Origin of the sequence: Flavobacterium aquaticum, from assembly GCF_003259835.1 — a bacterium.
Lineage (GTDB): Bacteria > Bacteroidota > Bacteroidia > Flavobacteriales > Flavobacteriaceae > Flavobacterium > Flavobacterium aquaticum.
Genome location: NZ_QLMI01000001.1, coordinates 166356 through 185311, shown reverse-complemented (window position 1 = coordinate 185311; position 18956 = coordinate 166356). Strand labels below are relative to the sequence as shown.

The window sequence follows — 18956 nt, the reverse complement described above, 5'->3', positions numbered from 1 at the left end:
AAAGAAAAAAGAGAAAAGATAAATACATCAACAAAAAAAGCGCCCTCGATTGAGAACGCTTACTTTATATTTAGTTGGAATTATTTCCCTAACATTTCATCTTTTAAGTCTTTATCCGCTGGTTTGTCGCATAACCAAATACCAAACATAGCTTTTTTAAAATCGTGACCTTCTATACTTCCTTTTTTAGTTCCGTTTTTGTAAACTACAATTCCTTCAGCAGGAACATTCATAATAATGAAAACATCTCCTTTTTTAATTTCTTCTTTAAAGAAACTTTTAAACTTATCAATTTTTGCTTTTAATGGAGCTGTTTTCTTTCCAGTAGAATTCTCAAAACCTTCATTAATAGCTGAAATCATTTTATCAGAAGTAATCAAACCTGAAACGATGTTTAATTTAATGGCAGCTCCTTCTTTACTATTCATAATTTCAGAAGCATTAGTACTCTTTTTTTCTAAATATAAAGCACCAACGTACATGTCCATAAACATCTTAACACGAGTTCCAGCGCCATTTAAAACTAAAGATTGACCCTCTAAATTTAACTTTGCATCAACTTTAACCCCTGATACTGTTTTTTGTGCATTTACTGTAAACACAGTTGCAATCAACATTAAAAAAGTAATAACTTGTTTTTTCATAATTCGATTTTTTAGTTTTGTTAAATATATAAATTTTTTCTTTTCAATTTTGAAATAGTTGCATTTAGTTCAAAACCTAATAATAAAACCATGCAGTTTATCCAAATATAGAACATTAGTACAAGAAGTGTACCAATTGAACCATATAGCTCGTTGTACTTAGCAAATTTAGTTACGTAAATTCCGAAAACATACGAAGAAATCACGATTAAAATGGTTGTAAAAACAGCACCATAACTAATAAATGCCATACTTGAAGTTTCTTTTGTAGCAAACTTATACAATACAGAAGTTGTTATTAAAATCATTAAAAGAATGAATCCATATCGACTCCATTCAATAACCGAAACATCTGCTACATAACCTCGAATATTAATCTTTTGAATCATTACCTCAGCAATTACAATCGCAGCAACCGTGATTAATAAAATCATCGACAACACTAGAGAAATAGCTAAAGAAATAAAGTATTGTCTAAAAAAACCTCTTGTAATGGTAATATGTGCCGACATTTCAAATCCGCCTAAAATGGCATTGATTCCGTTAGTCATCAACAAAATAGAAAGAATAAAACCTGATGAAAGCAACCCTTGATGACTCGTTCCCATAATATCTTTCAAAATGGCTTCAATAGCTTCGTAAGTATTGGGTGGAACACCATTTTCTACAAACTCTAAAAAATCGGCTTGGAAATTTTCTAAAGGAATAAACGGAATTAAATTCAGAATAAATAAAGCAAAAGGAAATAAAGCCATAAAGAAACTGAACGCAATAGCACTAGCCCTATATGAAAAAGCACCTTTAAAAATTCCCAACACATAAAGCTCCAAAATATCATAAAGTGATAACCCTTCTAAAGATTTCAACTTTATAGCTTTTGTAAGCGAAACTAATTGCTTTACAACTGGGATTTTATTGAGCTTATTTTCTATTTCTTCCGACATATATTATATCGCTTTTAAACTTAAATCCATATTATAAACCGAATGCGTTAATGCACCAGAAGAAATATAATTCACACCACATTCTGCATAATTGCGAATGGTTTTTTCATTGATGTTTCCTGAAGATTCTGTCAAACTTTGATCTCCAATCATAGCTACTGCTTTCTTCGTAGTTTCGTAATCGAAATTATCCAATAAAATTCTGTAAACACCACCAGCATCTAAAATTTGTTGCACTTCGTCTAAATTTCTGGCTTCGACAATGATTTTTAAATCTTTGTTATTATCAATCAAATATTGCTTTGTTTTTGCAATCGCTTGCGGAATTCCTCCAGCAAAATCGTTGTGATTGTCTTTCAACATAATCATATCGTACAAAGCAAAACGATGATTTTCACCACCACCAATTTTTACTGCCCATTTTTCGATGGCACGAATTCCTGGTGTGGTTTTTCTTGTATCTAAAACTTTGGTATTTGTTCCTTCTAATAAATCAACAAACATTTTGGTTTTCGTTGCGATTGCGCTCATACGTTGCATTGAATTCAATACCAAACGCTCGGCTTTCAAAATAGATTGCGAACTCCCTGAAACATGAAAAACAACATCTCCATATTTCACTCTTTCTCCATCATTGATAAAGGTTTCCACTTTCATGTCTTTATCTACATAATGAAAAATCATTTTAGCGAATTCTACTCCTGCAATAATTCCCTCATCTTTAACTAATAACTTCGCTTTTCCTTGTGCTGAAGCTGGAATACAAGCTAACGAACTATGATCGCCATCTCCAACATCTTCGCGAATGGCATTGCTAATGATTAATTCTAATTCTTTTTGAAATTGCGCTTCTGAAATCATGGTTTGTAAATTGAATTGCTAATGTAAGAAATCCTTTGAAGTTTAAAAAATATTGAGCCCGTAAAAAACAAAAAACTCCCAGATAAATCTGAGAGTTTCTTTATGATTGAATTTAAAATTCGATTAAGATAAAGCTGCTTTTACTTGATCAGCTGCTTCTTGGAATTGTACTGCAGATAAAATTGGCATACCAGAATTATCGATTAATTCTTTAGCAATTTCTGCATTTGTTCCTTGTAAACGAACAATGATTGGCACTTGAATAGCATCACCCATGTTTTTGTAAGCGTCAACAACACCTTGAGCAACACGGTCACAACGAACGATTCCTCCAAAAATGTTAATTAAAATAGCTTTTACGTTTGGATCTTTTAAGATAATACGGAAAGCTGTTTCAACACGTTTTGCATCAGCAGTTCCACCTACGTCTAAGAAGTTAGCTGGCTCAAAACCTGCATACTTAATTAAGTCCATAGTAGCCATTGCTAAACCAGCTCCGTTTACCATACAACCTACAGTTCCATCTAAATCTACATAGTTTAATCCTACTTCTTTAGCTTCAACTTCGATTGGATTTTCTTCTCTAACGTCTCTCATTTCAGCATATTTTGCTTGTCTGAATAAAGCGTTATCGTCGATATTTACTTTAGCATCAACTGCTAAGATTTTGTTATCAGATGTTTTTAATACTGGGTTGATTTCAAACATTGAAGAATCAGAACCGATATACGCTTTGTATAAAGCATCGATAAATTTCACCATTTCTTTGAAAGCCTCACCAGATAAACCTAAATTGAAAGCAATTTTTCTAGCTTGGAAACCTTGTAATCCGTAAGCAGGATCAATTTCTTCTGTGAAAATTAAGTGTGGTGTGTGCTCAGCAACTTCTTCAATATCCATTCCACCTTCAGTAGAATACATAATCATGTTACGTCCTGTTGCTCTGTTTAATAATACAGAAACATAGAATTCAGAAGTTTCGCTTTCACCAGGATAATAAACGTCCTCAGCAATTAATACTTTGTGAACTGTTTTTCCTTCTGGTGGAGTTTGTGGTGTAATTAACTGCATTCCGATGATTTGCTCAGAAATTTCAGTTACTTGGTCTAAGTTTTTAGCTAACTTAACTCCTCCACCTTTTCCTCTACCTCCAGCATGGATTTGTGCTTTTACTACGTACCAACTTGTACCTGTTTCAGCAGTTAATTGTTTTGCTGCAGCTACCGCCTCAACTGGATTGTTTGCAACAATACCACGTTGAACACGTACTCCATAACTAGCTAGGATTTCTTTACCCTGATATTCGTGTATGTTCATAATTGTTATGCGTTTATCTTGTTTAAAAAAGTGCCACAAAAATAGCAAAGTAATTTTTAATGGACTAACTTTTTTTCGTTTAATTTGGGAATTTGATATACATAATCCTATTAAAACTGCAACTTCAAAAAAACACAAATGTTACAAATAAAACATTTTGTTACATTTTGTTAATAATTGTTTTAAAAATTGCATAAAGTAAATATTGAATTAATTTTGCATCAAATTAAATCAAAAATGAAACCAGAAGTATTACAACAATTAGCAACAGAATTTGGGAGTCCATTATACGTTTATGATGCGGAAAAAATTGCCTTTCAATACAACCGATTACAAAATGCATTTAGCAAAGTAGAACGTTTTAAGGTGCATTATGCCGTTAAAGCTTTATCGAATGTATCTGTTTTGAAATACTTAAAAAGTTTAGGTTCTGGATTAGATACTGTTTCTTTACAAGAAGTGCAATTGGGATTACACGCTGGTATTGAACCAAAAGACATTATTTACACTCCTAATGGTGTTTCAATGGAAGAAATTGAAGAAGTAGCGCAATTAGGTGTTCAAATTAACATTGATAATTTATCGATTTTGGAACAATTTGGTACAAAACATCCGAATATTCCCGTTTGTATTCGAATTAATCCACATGTGATGGCTGGTGGAAATGCGAATATTTCTGTAGGACATATTGATAGTAAATTTGGGATTTCGATTCATCAACTGCCACATATTTTGAGAATTATTGAAAATACAAAAATGCACATCAACGGAATCCACATGCATACAGGTTCGGATATTTTGGATGTAGAAGTGTTTTTATATGCAGCCGAAATTTTATTTGAAACGGCTAAAAATTTCCCAGCATTAGATTTTATCGATTTTGGAAGTGGATTTAAAGTGCCTTACAAAAAAGGAGATATTGAAACCAATGTAGAAGAATTTGGAAGAAAACTAACAAAACGCTTTTTAGCTTTCGAAAAAGAATATGGTCGCCCTTTAACTTTGGCTTTTGAGCCTGGAAAATTCTTAGTGAGTGAAGCAGGATATTTCTTAGCGAAAGTAAATGTAGTAAAACAAACTACTTCGACGGTTTTTGCTGGAATTGATTCTGGATTCAATCATCTGATTCGTCCAATGTTATATGGCGCGCAACATCATATTGAAAATATTTCTAATCCTAAAGGAAAAGAGCGTTACTACTCGGTAGTAGGTTATATCTGCGAAACCGACACTTTTGCTAGCAACCGAAGAATTACAGAAATTCACGAAGGTGATATTTTATGTTTTAGAAACGCAGGCGCTTATTGCTTTTCAATGGCATCTAACTACAACTCACGACTAAAACCAGCCGAAGTGCTATGGAAAGACGGAAAAGGTCATTTAATCCGAGAACGTGAAACGTTTGATGATATTTTGAGAAATCAAGTGATGATTGAAATTTAGTTTTTTGGTTAAAAAAGAAAAGCCCGGATTAATTATTAATTCGGTTTTTTTGATTTTAATTAATACGAATTTCTGAATTAGGACAAATAAAAAAGCATCAAATTAAATCCTATTTGATGCTTTTTTTATTACTTTCCTAAAACCTCCAACAAAACCTTACCATCAGAACTATTAGGCATAGTGATTTTTAGCATTTGGGTTACGGTTGGTGCAATTTGTGTGATTTCTTTTCTATCGTGGGTTTGACCTTTTTTAATGTTCCAACCAAAGAAAATTAAGGGAACATGTGTGTCATAAGAATAAGGCGAACCATGCGTTGTTCCTGTTGAAGAATATTCTACATAACCTGGTTTGAAAATCATGATTAGTTCTCCGTTTTGTGTTGGGTCGTAACCTTTTGTGATGAAGTCTAAATAATAATCACTTGGATTTCCGTTGGTGATTTCTTCTTCGGTGTAAACACGTTTGATATAATCTTGCTTGTGTAAATAATCTTTGAAGGTTTGTTTTACATCTTGTAAATTCAAGCCTTTTGCTTTTACTTTCGCTTTATCAAAAAACAAGTTGTAATTCGAGTAATCTAATACTAAGTTTTCTCCAAAAGTAGTTTCTGAAAACTCTTTTAAGTCTTTTTGAATATTTTTGTAATTAATGTTATCAACTTTGTACTTATTGTCTTTCAAATACGTTACATTTTCAGCTCCAGCGTGATCGGCAGTTAAGAAAACTAAGTAATTTCCTTTCCCAACCGTTTTGTCTAAGTAAGTCAAGAAATCAGCAATCGTTTCGTCCAAACGCAAATACGTGTCTTGTAATTCAATCGAACGTGGACCTAAAACGTGTCCGATATAATCTGTCGAAGAAAAACTTACTGCCAAGAAATCGGTAATATTATCTTTTCCTAAATTTTCGCTTTCAATGGCTTTTTTAGCAAAATCAGCTAATAAATTATTTCCGAATGGTGTTGAACGAAGAATTCCGGCATCGTTTGCATCATACATATCTTGCAAATTGTATGGCATAAACGGTGCTTTTTTATACAATTTCCCTTCGTATGGATTGTTATCGGTTAAGCTCTCGTTGTAGGTTTCTTTTGGTTTTAGTAAATCCCAACCTTTATTTACGTATTTCAAATAATGCTTTTCTGAATTGAACTGCGTTGCCCAATCTGGAAGTTTTTCTCCGTAATAGGTACTCGAAATAAAAGCTCCCGTTTTGCTGTACCAAAATGCCCAATCCGCAAAATGTCCCGCAGGCAAAATAGCACCTCTATCTTTGATACTGATTCCGATAACTTTTCCTTTGAAATTGGTTGATAATTTCAATTCATCTGTAATGGTAGAGCTTTGTAAGTTTTTAGGCGACATTTTCCCTTCTTTTTTGGAATCATCTCCAATAGTTGAAACCGTTTCATCATCGGTACAATACATTTCTTTTCCAGTAGCTTTATTGAACCATTCATTACCTACAATTCCGTGAACTGCTGGCGTTGTTCCTGTGTAAACTGAAGCGTGTCCAGGAGCAGTGTAAGTTGGCATGTAATTGTAATGCGTGTTATGAAACGTGTAACCTTCTTTCATTAATCGCTTGAAACCATTTTCGGAAAAGTCGTTTGAAAAACGATATAAGTATTCCATTTTCATTTGGTCTACTACAATTCCTACTACTAACTTAGGTTTTTCTTGTGCTGAAAGTAGCGAAGAAACAATTAATGCAGATACGGCTAAAGCTTTTTTCATTTTAAAACTATTTTATACAAAAGTACGTTTTTGATGTAAATGGAATGTTAATAAATAAAAAAATGACTTTCTATTGTGTTCAATAAAAAGTCATTTTAAATATAGTTTATAATTATTTCTTCTTTGTAGGCTTATCTTCAAGAACTGTCATATTGTAAGCAATAATCATATCTTCATAAGTGATATACAATTGATTTCTGCCTCCTTGTTTTTTTCTAGTGTAAATAGCCAAAACGCATTCTACTCCATTGTTATCCACACAATTAAATTTTACTACATCATCATCTCCAATTGTTTCTTGATTACCATATTTCATAATAGAAAACAACTGAAGTATTTCTGAATAAACCACAATTCTGTGACTTTCCATGTCCAAAAGCACCGTCATTTCTGATTTTTGTAATTTTGACCATTCCCCCCAATTTCCTTTTTTGTCTTTCTGGCTTACCATATATCCAGAAGTTTTGAAATTAAATTTTTGAGCATAAGTGGTAGCCGATGCAAAAAACAAAAACAATAGTATGTATTTTAAACTCTTCATTTCGTTGTTATATTAAAATTCAAAGGTAGTTACCTCTTTTTTAGCAATGTTAAATTCGGTAATGATATTATCAACAATAGTTTCAACAGGCAAAATATCGTGAATTAAACCCGCAATTTGACCAATTTCCAATTCACCTTCGACTAAATCGCCTTCAAACATACCTCTTTTTGCTCTTCTTTTTCCTAATAATTCTACTAAATCTTCTTTTGATGGACATTTAGCATATAATTCCTGAACATCATTATAGAATTTATTTTTGATTAGTCGAACAGGAGCTAATTCTTTCAAAGTTAATTGTGTATCGCCTTCTCCGGTTTCCACAATCGTTCTTTTGAATTCATCATGTGCAGAACTTTCAGTTGAAGCAGCAAAACGGCTTCCCATTTGAACGCCATCGGCACCTAAAGTCATAGCGGCTAGCATTCCTCTACCCGTTGCTATTCCTCCTGCAGCAATTAATGGAATTGAAATTTGTTCACGCACCATTGGAATTAAGGTTAACGTTGTCGTTTCCTCTCTTCCATTGTGTCCGCCGGCTTCGAAACCTTCTGCAACCACAGCATCTACTCCTGCTTCTTGTGCTTTTAATGCGAATTTAGAACTACTTACAACATGCACAACTGTTATGCCATTTTCTTTAAGGAACGACGTCCAAGTTTTTGGATTTCCTGCCGAAGTAAAAACGATTTTCACGCCTTCTTCTTTCAGAATTTGCATGATTTCTTCAATGTTAGGATATAACATTGGAACGTTAACTCCGAAAGGTTTATCGGTAGCTTTTTTGCATTTTTGGATGTGTTCTCTAAGCACTTCTGGATACATAGAACCAGCACCAATTAAGCCTAAACCGCCAGCGTTACTCACGGCACTTGCTAATTTGTAACCGCTATTCCAAATCATTCCGCCTTGAATTATTGGGTATTTTATATTGAAGAGTTGGGTAATTTTATTCATTTTAAAAATACATTATTTTATTGCAATTTACTTTTTTTGTTCGGATTTCCAAAGGTTATGCAATTACACCACTTCCTAAAATTTCATCATTCAAATGCCAAGCAACAAACTGTCCTTCAGTAATAGCAGATTGTGGATTTTCAAACACTACATACATTCCGTCTTTAAACTGATGCAAAGTGGCTTTTTGTAAAGGTTGACGGTAACGAATTCTTGCCATTACCTCCATTTTCTCACCCTCATTTAAAGCTAAATCTTCTCTTATCCAGTGTACTTCATCATTTGCAATAAATAATGCTTTTTTGAATAATCCAGGATGTTGATTACCTTGTCCAGTATATACGATATTCTTTTCTACATCCGTTTCAATAATGAATAAAGGTTCTTTTGTTCCTCCAACATTTAAACCTTTACGTTGTCCTTTTGTAAAATAATGGGCGCCTTGATGCTTTCCTACAACTTTTCCAGGAACTTTTAAATAATATATTCTTCTAGATTCGTAAGCAAAAGCTTCTTCCTCAGAATTGAATTGGGGTCTTTCTTGATGATAGATTTCGGATTCCGCTGGAATTTCAATAATTACTCCTTCTTTTGGTTGTAATTTTTGTTGTAAAAATTCAGGTAAGCGTACTTTACCGATAAAACAAAGTCCTTGTGAATCTTTCTTTTCGGCTGTAATCAAATCTAATTTAGATGCGATTTCACGAACTTCAGGTTTGGTTAATTCACCAATAGGAAATAACGCTTTCGAAAGTTGCTCCTGCGATAACTGACAAAGAAAATACGATTGATCTTTATTGCCATCTTTACCCGCTAATAATTGGTAAATTTCTTTTCCGTCTTTTTCAATGGTTCCTTTACGGCAATAATGCCCAGTTGCTACATAATCAGCACCTAATGACATCGCAATTTTCATAAAAACATCAAACTTGATTTCTCTGTTACACAATACGTCAGGATTTGGAGTTCTTCCTTTTTCGTATTCGTTAAACATATAATCAACGATTTTCTCTTTGTATTGTTCCGATAAATCAACCGTTTGAAAAGGAATTCCTAATTTTTCAGCTACTAACAATGCATCATTACTATCTTCTAACCACGGACATTCATTGGAAATAGTTACAGAATCATCGTGCCAATTCTTCATGAATAGCCCAATAACTTCGTATCCTTGCTCTTTTAATAAATAAGCGGCAACACTCGAGTCTACTCCACCCGAAAGTCCTACTACAACTCTTTTCATTTATTCTTGTCCTCCTTTTTCTTCTTTTAATTGTTCCAATGTTTTGGATGCTTCTTTGGCATTTCTTTGCTCATATTTTATCAATTCTTGACCAAATTTAGCGGCTTTAACTTGTTTGATTACCTTGTTTTTTTCGAAAAACTTCCAGGTTCCTACACGCTTTCCGTTTACATAATTTCCTTCATACATTTTATTACCCAATCCATCATAGTAGGAAGCAACTCCATCATATTGATTATTTTTATAGATATGAGAATCTATCAATTGTCCTTTCTCTGAATAGGTTTTAGAAGCTCCTGCTTTAATACCTAATTTGTAATTAGTTTCTTCAGCAATAGTTCCATCTTTATAAAATACTTTTCGAATACCATCAAGTTTTCCATCTTTATAATATTCTTGCGACATCAATTGTTTCGATTCAAAATGATAATATTTCCATTCACCTTCAGGAAGTTTGTTTACCAATTTTCCTTCACTTACTTTATTGCTCTTTTGATCGTAAAAAACAGCATAACACGAACCATCTCCTTTTGAAAAATCTCTTGTGGCAATAACAGTACCTACTTTTGTATCATCAAAATACTTGAAAACACCAGTTTCTTTTCCATGGTCAAAAGTACCTTCATATCGAACACGATTCGATTCTTTATGAGTTCCTCTCCATAAACCATGGCGATTCCCTTTGTCGTCTAATTGATTAATTTTATCCTGAGCATTAGCAACAAAAGTTCCTAAAAATAAAATAACAAGAAATAATTGCTTCATTTTTTTTAATTATTGTTTAATTTATTAATTTTTAATCACATAGTAACTATTGAAAAAATCAAATATTAGACCAAATACTGATTAAACAAAAAATAAATGTGAGTTAAATCTGCTATATAACGCAGCAAAATAGTTTTTTATTTGTTTAATCTTTTTTAATTTTGATTAAACAAAAAATAAAACACTATGAAAAACTATGCAAAATTAATCAAATTAACGTTATTAGTAGTAAGTTCTACGTTAATGTTTTCATGTTCTGATGATGATAGCGCACCACAGAACAATTCGATAACTGACATCGCATCAGGAAATCCAAACTTTTCAATTCTTGTTGATGCTTTAAGTCGTGCTGATTTAGCTGAAACACTTGATCAAGCAGGTTCGTATACCGTTTTTGCCCCAACAAATGATGCATTTTTAGATTTTTTAGATGCCAATGGATTTGAATCTTTAGATGATGTTCCTCTACCAACATTAACACAAGTATTATTAAATCATGTAGTGAGTGGAACAAATTTATCAACAGGTTTAACCACTGGTTATGTTAAAACTTTAGCAAAAGGAAGCGCTTCGTCAACTAACACTTTAAGCATGTTCATCAACACAGAATCTGGCGTTAGATTAAATGGAGTTTCTAGTGTAACAACAGCTGATATTACAGCTAATAATGGTGTTATTCATGTTGTTGATGCTGTTATTGGTTTACCTACAATTGTAACACATGCCACTGCTAATCCAAATTTTAGCACCTTGGCTTCATTATTAACTCAGCAAGAATTAGTTGGAACTTTAGACGGAACTGCAAGTTCACCTTTTACCGTATTTGCTCCATTAAACAGTGCATTTGATACTGCTACATTAAATTTATATAGTGGATTAACATCAACACAAAAAACAGCGGTATTAACCTATCATGTTGTTGCTGGTGCCAATGTTTTATCTAATGCAATTCCATCAGGTCCAATTACCACTTTTGAAACAGGAACTTTTACAATTTCTGGAACAGTAATTACAGATGAACAAAACAGAACTACAAATATTGTTGCAACAGACGTACAAGCTTCAAATGGTGTAATACATGCTGTAAACAAAGTTTTATTACCAAATTTAGATTAATTCGTTTCGATAAATAAAATTGCTATGAACAAAAAACGCTTTCTAATGGAAAGCGTTTTTTTTATGATCCTAATTCTACGGCTCTAGTATTTGCAGCTTCAATACCTTCAACAATATTTTCTTTAATCTTGTTTTGATTAAAAACAGACAAAGCTGCTTCTGTAGTACCTCCTTTTGAAGCTACTCGTTGAATCCAATTTTCGTTTGATAATTTACTCCTGTTTTGTAACTGTACCGAACCTGAAAAAGTTTGACTTACCAAAAACTCTGATTCAGACGGCGAAAAACCTAATTTAACAGCCGATTCAATCATTGCTTGCATGAAATAAAACACATAAGCAGGTCCACTTCCTGAAACAGCTGTGGCTGCGTTTAGCATTTCTTCTCTTTCGATATAAATTGATTTTCCTGTAGTGTTAATTAAATTCTGCACTATGAACAGTTCTTTTCTATCCACAGCATTTGAAGCGCAAAAAACGGTCATTCCCTCACCTATTTGTGTTGGAATATTTGGCATAGAACGAACAATTTTAGTAACTCCTAATTGCTTTTGCATTGCTTCAATAGAAATTCCAGCCATTACCGACAAAACAACGTGTTCTAGATTTAGAAATGGCTTTATTTCTGATGCTAATTGTTTAAAATCTTGAGGTTTTACAGCTAATATCAAAATATCGGATACAAAAATAGTAGGATTGGGTTCGGTATAAAAATTCGAAGTGTCAATTCCAAAACCATTCTTTTCTTCAATTTTCGTTTTGTTCAAAACTAAAATATCTGAAGCTCCTACAAATCCCGAACTCATAAAACTGTTGGCATAGGTTTGTCCCATATTACCAAATCCTATAATAGCTATTTTCATTATTAAAATATAAAAAGAAACCCTGTCGATTGAAGACAGGGTTTGTATTGAGATAAAATTATTTTTTCTTTTGTTGCGCTGCTTTTTGAGCTTCTGCTTGCTCCATCATTTCGCGCATTTTTCTTTGGAATTTACTTTCCTTTTTCTCTTTTGTTTTATTCTCCTGAATTTGAGCGTGAATTTTGTCTTCTTTCACGATATAGTTTTTAATAACCAACATAATACCGATAGTAATTAAGTTAGAGATAAAGTAATACAAACTCAATCCAGATCCGTTTGAATTAAAGAAAAACAACATCATTATAGGTGATAAATAAATCATGATTTTCATGATTTTACCCATATCTGGCATACCTTCTTGTGGTGGTGCACTCATTGCTTGATCTCCAGTTGTCATTTTCATATAGAAGAAAATAGCAATAGAAGCTAAGATTGGGAATAAACTCACGTGATTACCATAAAAAGGAATAGTGAATGGTAATTGTAAAATACTATCATAAGAAGACAAATCGTCTGCCCATAAGAATGATTTTTGTCTTAAGTCAAATAACGATGGAAACAATTGAAACAAGGCATAGAAAACTGGTAATTGCATCAATGCTGGTAAACATCCCGCCATAGGATTTACTCCTGCTTTTGAATACAACTTCATTGTCTCTTGTTGTTTCTTCATTGGATTGTCTTTAAATTTTTCATTCAATTCTGCAATTTCAGGACGTAAAACCTTCATTTTTGCTTGAGACAAGTAGGATTTATAGGTAACTGGCGACATTACAATACGAACTAAAATCGTAAATAAAATAATTGCCATTCCGTAACCAATTCCTAATGCTGAAATAAATCCGAAAACTGGAATAAAAATGTAACGGTTGATCCATCCGAAAATTCCCCAACCTAATGGCATGATTTCGTCTAGATTTCTATCGTAATCATTTAAAATTTCATATTTCGCTGGACCATAATACCAATTCATATTATAGTTTAAAGCGCCATTTTTAAATTCTAAAGGAACTTGAGCTGTGAAATTTTTAGTAAAAACGGTGTCAACTTTTTCATCATCCACTAAATTATCTGATTTAAATTTAGCCGTTTTGAATTTCGTATCTGTCAATAAAATAGAGGTAAACAAATGTTGTTTGAAAGCGATGTAAGAAACGTCATTAGCTTCGTCTTCAGAATCTTTAGCAGCGTTTAAATAATCGTCTTTTCCATCTTCATATTCGAAAACTAGCTCTGTATATCTGTTTTCATAAGAAACACTTTTCTCGTTTCTGTATGATTTTAATTGCCATTCTAAATCTAATGGTTTTGAAGTATTGACTACTTTTTCTAAACCTTGAGAACGGATAGCAAAATCTAACATATATTCATTAGGCTTCAACACATAACGGTATTCTAAAAACTGATCTGGTCCCGCTTTTAATTGTAAGGTTAAAACTTGATTTTTACCCTCAGTAGTTAACTTAGGTTCAAAATACATATCTTTTGTATGCAACGTTCTGTTGTCTGTAGTATTTAAAGCGATGTCTAAAGAAGCGTTTTTATCTTTAATGATTTGAACTGCTTTTTTCGAATTTTTCTCAAATTGATCAAATCCTAAAACAGTTGCATCAACGATATATCCTCCTTTATTAGAAATTTTAAGCGATAAAACTTCATTTTTGATTTCGGTGACAGCATCTGTAGCCGATGGAAGTGTTGCAGAATATCCAAACGAACCTAATTGTGCTTGAGCTGCAGCATTTTTAGTAGAATCTGCTACTGGAGTTGCGGCAACGGTAGAATTTTCAGTTTTAACTTCTTTGGCTTGTTTGTCTAATTGCTCTTTTTTCTCTTTTTCCTTTTGTTCTTCTGGTGTTGGAGCATTTGAATATAACATCCAAATCAAAATTCCAGAAATCAATACAAATCCGATAATCGAATTAAGGTCTAATTTTTTTTCTTCCATCTACTTATTAGTGTTCAGTGTTCTTAATTGAACAGTTTATTTATTCTTGTGTTGTACAGCTGCGGCTACAAAACTCACAAAAAGTGGGTGCGGATTAGCGACTGTACTTTTATATTCAGGATGGTATTGAACGCCGATAAAGAAAGGATGTGTAGGAATTTCAACAATTTCTACCAACTTCGTATCTGGATTTACTCCCGAAGCTACTAATCCTGCTTTTTCTAGTTCGTTTAAATACGCACCATTGAATTCATAACGGTGACGGTGACGCTCCATAATCTCAGTTTTACCATAGATTTTTTGTGCCAACGTATTTTCTTTTATGCTACATTTCCATGCGCCTAAACGCATAGTTCCTCCTTTGTTTTCAATATTTTTTTGCTCTTCCATTAAGTTAATTACTGGATGAGTTGTGTTTTCATTCATTTCGGTTGAATTGGCATCGGCGTAACCTAAAACATTACGAGAATATTCAATTACAGCCATTTGCATTCCTAAACAAATTCCGAAAAACGGAATATTATTTTCTCTTGCGTAACGAACTGTATCGATTTTACCTTCAATTCCACGACCGCCAAAACCTGGTGCAACAAGTATACCATCTAAATCTTTCAACTGACTTTCTGCCGAATTGGCATCTAAATACTCAGAATGAATAGAAATAACATTCACTTTTGTCTCATTTGCAGCTCCCGCATGAATAAACGCTTCTAAAATTGATTTGTAAGAATCTTGTAATTCTACATATTTTCCAACTAAACCAATGTTTACTTCGTGCTTCGGATTTTTCAATCTAAATAAGAACTCGTTCCAGTTGGTTAAATCTGGTGTATTTTTTTCTGGTAAATCTAATTTTTTCAACGCTACTCTATCCAATCCTTCTTCCAACATTAAATTTGGAACTTCATAAATAGTTGATGCATCGATAGATTGAATTACCGCTTCTTTTTTCACATTACAGAACAACGCTAATTTTTGACGTAAATCTTGCGAAATTTCATGTTCAGTTCTACAAACTAAAATATCCGCTTTGATTCCGCTTTCCATTAAAGTTTTCACCGAATGTTGAGTTGGTTTCGTTTTTAACTCTCCGGCAGCAGCCAAATAAGGCACCAACGTTAAATGAATTACGATTCCGTTATTTTCTCCTAATTCCCAAATCAATTGACGTACTGACTCGATATAAGGTAATGATTCAATATCTCCAACAGTTCCACCAATCTCAGTAATTACAATATCAAAATCACCCGATTTTCCAAGCAACTGCATACGTTCCTTGATTTCGTTTGTGATATGAGGCACCACCTGAACCGTTTTTCCTAAAAATTCTCCTCTACGCTCTTTTTCAATAACCGAAAGATAAACTCTTCCTGTAGTTACGTTATTCGCTTGAGAAGTAGGAACGTTTAAAAAACGCTCATAGTGACCTAAATCCAAATCCGTTTCTGCTCCATCGTCTGTTACATAACATTCTCCGTGTTCGTAAGGATTTAGCGTTCCTGGGTCGACATTGATGTATGGATCAAACTTTTGAATGGTCGTTCGGTATCCTCTGGCTTGCAATAATTTGGCTAACGAAGCTGCGATAATTCCTTTTCCTAAAGAAGAAGTCACACCTCCGGTAACAAAAATGTACTTAGTTTGGTTCATTGTGTTGTTGTTGTGTTGTTGTTGCGATAAATATCTTTTATCTGTAATAAAATCGTGCAAAGATAATACTAATTAGTCAATGTGCCAATTAGTCGATGTATCAATTTTGTAATTAAATTGTAAAGATGATTCTATCTAATAATGAAAAGATAAAATATTCCATAAATCGAAATTTTAGAGCCACGGATTACACAGATTAACACGGATTAATCCGCGAGAATCCTTTAATCTGTGGCAAAAAATAGATTACTTTTTTGGAAAGTTTCTACGGATTTTTCGAACGAGTTCTTCTAAGCCGTTTAGCTTGAGTTCGTGGACCAATTTTAATTGTTCGCCTAATTGTCCTTTAGGGAAACCTTTATTGGCATACCAAACCACATAATACTCTGGAAGGTCGATTAAATAATAGCCTTCGTATTTACCAAATGGCATTTTGGTATGTGCTAGTTTAATGAGGAGTTCGTGGTTGGTCATTTTTTGAGAGGATAGAAAAAAGAGAAAAGAAGAAAGACTTTTTAAGATTGTCTATATTTCTTTTCTCTTTGATCTTTGTTCTTTTATCTATTTACTTCCAATTAAAAACAATCTCTTTTTTAATATCCGGATGCAAACTGTAGAAAACTGGACAAGTCATTGCGGTTCTTTCTAAGATAGTTTTTGTTTTTTCATCGGGATTAATAGAGAAATGGAAAGTTACGTGAATTTCGGTTATTCTTCTTGGTTCAGTTCCCATGATTTTAGTAACTTCTGCAGTGGAACCTGAAAAATCTACGTCTAAATCGCGAGCTTTGATTCCCATAACAGTAAACATACAACTAGCTAATCCGTTGGCAACTGTGTCGGTTGGAGAAAAGGCTTCTCCTTTTCCGTTGTTGTCTAGCGGTGCATCCGAAATTATTTCAGAACCCGATTGTAAATGTATTGAAGAGGTGCGTAAATCACCTAAATAAGTTACTTTTGAAGTTGCCATTATTGTGCTTGTTTAATCGTTAAATCGCTGTCGTAATACAATAAATAGGTTGCGTTATTGGTAATCATTCCGTTATTTGAACTGTAATCAAACGCGTTTTCAATATATTCTGTTTTGGTTGTTGCTGCTGATTTTACAAAACCTTCTGGTTGGCAAATACGCAACATGGCATCAAACGTTACATCAAAACCTTTTTTAGCTGCAGCATTTGGATAAATATTGTTGATTTTTTTGAATTGTTTTTCAAAAATTTTTTCTTCCGGCGTTTCAGCTACTTTAGTTGCCGATGGGAATAGCATTTTTAAATCGGTTAAATTCTTCATTGGAATTTCCTCAAAATTCAACGCATCATACAATTCGAAAACAGCCAACTGAATATCGTATTCTTTTTGTAATCCTTTTAAAATATTGGTAATATTCAAAATGGTACTCGCTTTTTCAATTTCCATCAATACAAAATTCTTTTGTCCTTTTACCAATTGTGCTTTCAAAAGTGCCACATCTAAAGCGCCTTTATCGTTAAATGCTGCATGCTTCACTTCGGGATGATTCGCCGAAATATATTCTTTTGAAGTCATTTTCTTTGAACTGATAATCGCAACAACATTTCCGTTTTTCGCTTTGAAATAGTTAAACATTGAAGCTTTTAACAAATCTTCTGAGGGAATCGAGTAATATAAATTATCCATTGGCAAACCACGTTCTTTCGATAATGGAGAAATTACGGGAACATTATATTTTGCTAACAATTGCGCCGTCGTTTCCACTACAGTGTTTTGAAATGGTCCAACTACAACATCAACATTTTCAAAATTATTTTTAGAAATAATTGAAGCTACATTCGATGAATATTTCGTGCTTTCTACATCGTAAACCTTAACATTTACAGGTAATCCTAACACTTTTGCTGAATCAATCGCCATTTGTGCTCCTGCGTAAAAATCTAAAGTAAGGTTTAAAAATTTATTCGTTTTTAATTGCTCTGTTTTGGTTTTAACCGAATCCGTTTCGATTTTCGTTAAGTTGAAAGGCAATAACAATACCATGTTTTTTTGTTGCGATTTATCTACCGAAGTAATTAAATTCACTTTGTTTTTAGCTACTAAAACTGAATCTTTTACTTTCGTAACAACAGTTCCGTTTGAAGGAACTTTTAAAATCATTCCTATTTTCAATCCATCTTGTAAATCAGGATTTAACGTAATTAAATCGCCTTGTGCAATATCAAATTTTTTAGAAAGACTGTAAAGCGTTTCTTTTGGTTGCACTTCATAATCAACTAAGGTAACATTCGATGGCTTTTTAACTTGAACTCCTGGTTTTAAAATTAAGGTTTGTCCAATATTTAATCCCCCAACAATTTGTGGATTTAACTGTTCTAATTCGGTAACCGTTAAGCCATATCTTGTTGCAATTCCATATTTTGTTTCTTTTGCTTCTACTAAGTGAGTTGTTACATTTGAAACTGGTTTAGGTTTTGAAACAAAAGGAGTTGGAACTGATTTTAAATCGGCAGCAGAAGGTTTTGAAACAAAAATTTCTTGTCCTTTTTTCAAACCATTTTGAAGCTTAGCTTTATTCCAAGTTTCCAAATCAGCAACTGAAACATTGTATTTTTTTGCAATTCCAAAAAGGGTTTCTTTTTCGCCTACTACATGAACTACTGATTTTCCAGAAGTAGTTTTTGGAATTAATAAAGTAGTGTTTTCCTGAACGCCATTTTTCGCATCTGGATTTAATCGGTAAATATCAAAAGGTGTAACCTCGTATTTTTTTGCGATTTGAAAAACGGTTTCCCCTTTAGCTACTACATGTTTAATCTGAGATTGAACTGGCAAAGCGAAAAGAAAAATCAAACTGAAAAGAAAAACAACTCTTTTTATCATAATCTTAATTTAAAAACAATACTAAACAAAAATTTCAATAGCAATTTATATCGTAAAAATAGAATAAAAA

The 18956-nt window shown here is 33.0% G+C and carries 17 protein-coding genes; 2 read left to right on the top strand and 15 right to left on the bottom strand.

Annotation, left to right across the window (positions count from 1 at the left end; genetic code table 11):
* Positions 1-80: 80 nt before the first annotated feature.
* The 4 genes from B0I03_RS00955 to sucC form a co-directional block, all read right to left on the bottom strand.
* Positions 81-644 (bottom strand): chalcone isomerase family protein, encoded by a 564-nt coding sequence (locus B0I03_RS00955; RefSeq protein WP_111565615.1) that lies wholly within the window; start codon positions 642-644, stop codon positions 81-83.
* 20 nt (positions 645-664) lie between these two features.
* Positions 665-1588, bottom strand: coding sequence for a YihY/virulence factor BrkB family protein (locus B0I03_RS00950; protein ID WP_111565614.1), 924 nt, complete (start codon positions 1586-1588; stop codon positions 665-667).
* Between the two features lie 3 nt (positions 1589-1591).
* Positions 1592-2449, bottom strand: a complete 858-nt coding sequence (gene nadC, locus B0I03_RS00945) for a carboxylating nicotinate-nucleotide diphosphorylase (RefSeq protein ID WP_111565613.1) — start codon at positions 2447-2449, stop codon at positions 1592-1594.
* A 123-nt stretch (positions 2450-2572) separates the two neighbouring features.
* Positions 2573-3766, bottom strand: coding sequence for an ADP-forming succinate--CoA ligase subunit beta (gene sucC / locus B0I03_RS00940; protein WP_111565612.1), 1194 nt, complete (start codon positions 3764-3766; stop codon positions 2573-2575).
* A gap of 237 nt (positions 3767-4003) precedes the next feature.
* Between sucC and lysA the strand changes: the two genes are divergently transcribed.
* The gene (gene lysA, locus B0I03_RS00935; protein ID WP_111565611.1) at positions 4004-5209 is read left to right on the top strand and encodes a diaminopimelate decarboxylase; all 1206 of its coding nucleotides are present in this window, start codon (positions 4004-4006) and stop codon (positions 5207-5209) included.
* A 128-nt stretch (positions 5210-5337) separates the two neighbouring features.
* Here lysA and pafA read toward each other — a convergent pair whose 3' ends face one another.
* The 5 genes from pafA to B0I03_RS00910 form a co-directional block, all read right to left on the bottom strand.
* Complete coding sequence (pafA, locus tag B0I03_RS00930; protein WP_111565610.1) at positions 5338-6948, bottom strand: alkaline phosphatase PafA; 1611 nt, start codon at positions 6946-6948, stop codon at positions 5338-5340.
* Positions 6949-7060: 112 nt separating this feature from the next.
* Positions 7061-7489 (bottom strand): hypothetical protein, encoded by a 429-nt coding sequence (locus tag B0I03_RS00925; RefSeq protein ID WP_111565609.1) that lies wholly within the window; start codon positions 7487-7489, stop codon positions 7061-7063.
* A 12-nt stretch (positions 7490-7501) separates the two neighbouring features.
* Positions 7502-8446: an NAD(P)H-dependent flavin oxidoreductase gene (locus B0I03_RS00920; RefSeq protein WP_111565608.1), complete on the bottom strand. Its 945-nt coding sequence runs from the start codon at positions 8444-8446 to the stop codon at positions 7502-7504.
* A 55-nt stretch (positions 8447-8501) separates the two neighbouring features.
* A complete protein-coding gene (gene mnmA / locus B0I03_RS00915) occupies positions 8502-9689 on the bottom strand; it encodes a tRNA 2-thiouridine(34) synthase MnmA (RefSeq protein ID WP_111565607.1) in 1188 nt (395 codons plus the stop codon).
* Positions 9690-10454, bottom strand: a complete 765-nt coding sequence (locus B0I03_RS00910) for a toxin-antitoxin system YwqK family antitoxin (RefSeq protein WP_111565606.1) — start codon at positions 10452-10454, stop codon at positions 9690-9692. It abuts the gene before it with no gap.
* A gap of 186 nt (positions 10455-10640) precedes the next feature.
* On the opposite strand from B0I03_RS00910, the gene B0I03_RS00905 reads away from it, so the two are divergent.
* Positions 10641-11570 carry a fasciclin domain-containing protein gene (locus tag B0I03_RS00905; protein WP_111565605.1) on the top strand — a complete coding sequence of 310 codons (930 nt, stop codon included), beginning with the start codon at positions 10641-10643 and terminating at the stop codon, positions 11568-11570.
* Between the two features lie 61 nt (positions 11571-11631).
* Here the strand turns inward: B0I03_RS00905 and proC are convergent, their stop codons facing one another.
* From proC to B0I03_RS00875, 6 genes are all read right to left on the bottom strand, one after another.
* Positions 11632-12432: a pyrroline-5-carboxylate reductase gene (gene proC / locus B0I03_RS00900; RefSeq protein ID WP_111565604.1), complete on the bottom strand. Its 801-nt coding sequence runs from the start codon at positions 12430-12432 to the stop codon at positions 11632-11634.
* A gap of 58 nt (positions 12433-12490) precedes the next feature.
* The gene (gene yidC, locus B0I03_RS00895; RefSeq protein WP_111565603.1) at positions 12491-14380 is read right to left on the bottom strand and encodes a membrane protein insertase YidC; all 1890 of its coding nucleotides are present in this window, start codon (positions 14378-14380) and stop codon (positions 12491-12493) included.
* Between the two features lie 36 nt (positions 14381-14416).
* Positions 14417-16030: a CTP synthase gene (locus tag B0I03_RS00890; protein ID WP_111565947.1), complete on the bottom strand. Its 1614-nt coding sequence runs from the start codon at positions 16028-16030 to the stop codon at positions 14417-14419.
* A 246-nt stretch (positions 16031-16276) separates the two neighbouring features.
* Positions 16277-16504 carry a DUF3820 family protein gene (locus tag B0I03_RS00885; RefSeq protein ID WP_111565602.1) on the bottom strand — a complete coding sequence of 76 codons (228 nt, stop codon included), beginning with the start codon at positions 16502-16504 and terminating at the stop codon, positions 16277-16279.
* A 91-nt stretch (positions 16505-16595) separates the two neighbouring features.
* Entirely contained in the window at positions 16596-17000 is a 405-nt protein-coding gene (locus tag B0I03_RS00880) for an OsmC family protein (protein WP_111565601.1), read from the bottom strand.
* On the bottom strand, positions 17000-18886 hold the full coding sequence (locus B0I03_RS00875; protein ID WP_111565600.1) for a LysM peptidoglycan-binding domain-containing protein: 1887 nt from the start codon (positions 18884-18886) through the stop codon (positions 17000-17002). The genes B0I03_RS00880 and B0I03_RS00875 overlap by 1 nt, the downstream gene beginning before the upstream one ends.
* Between the last annotated feature and the right edge of the window lie 70 nt (positions 18887-18956).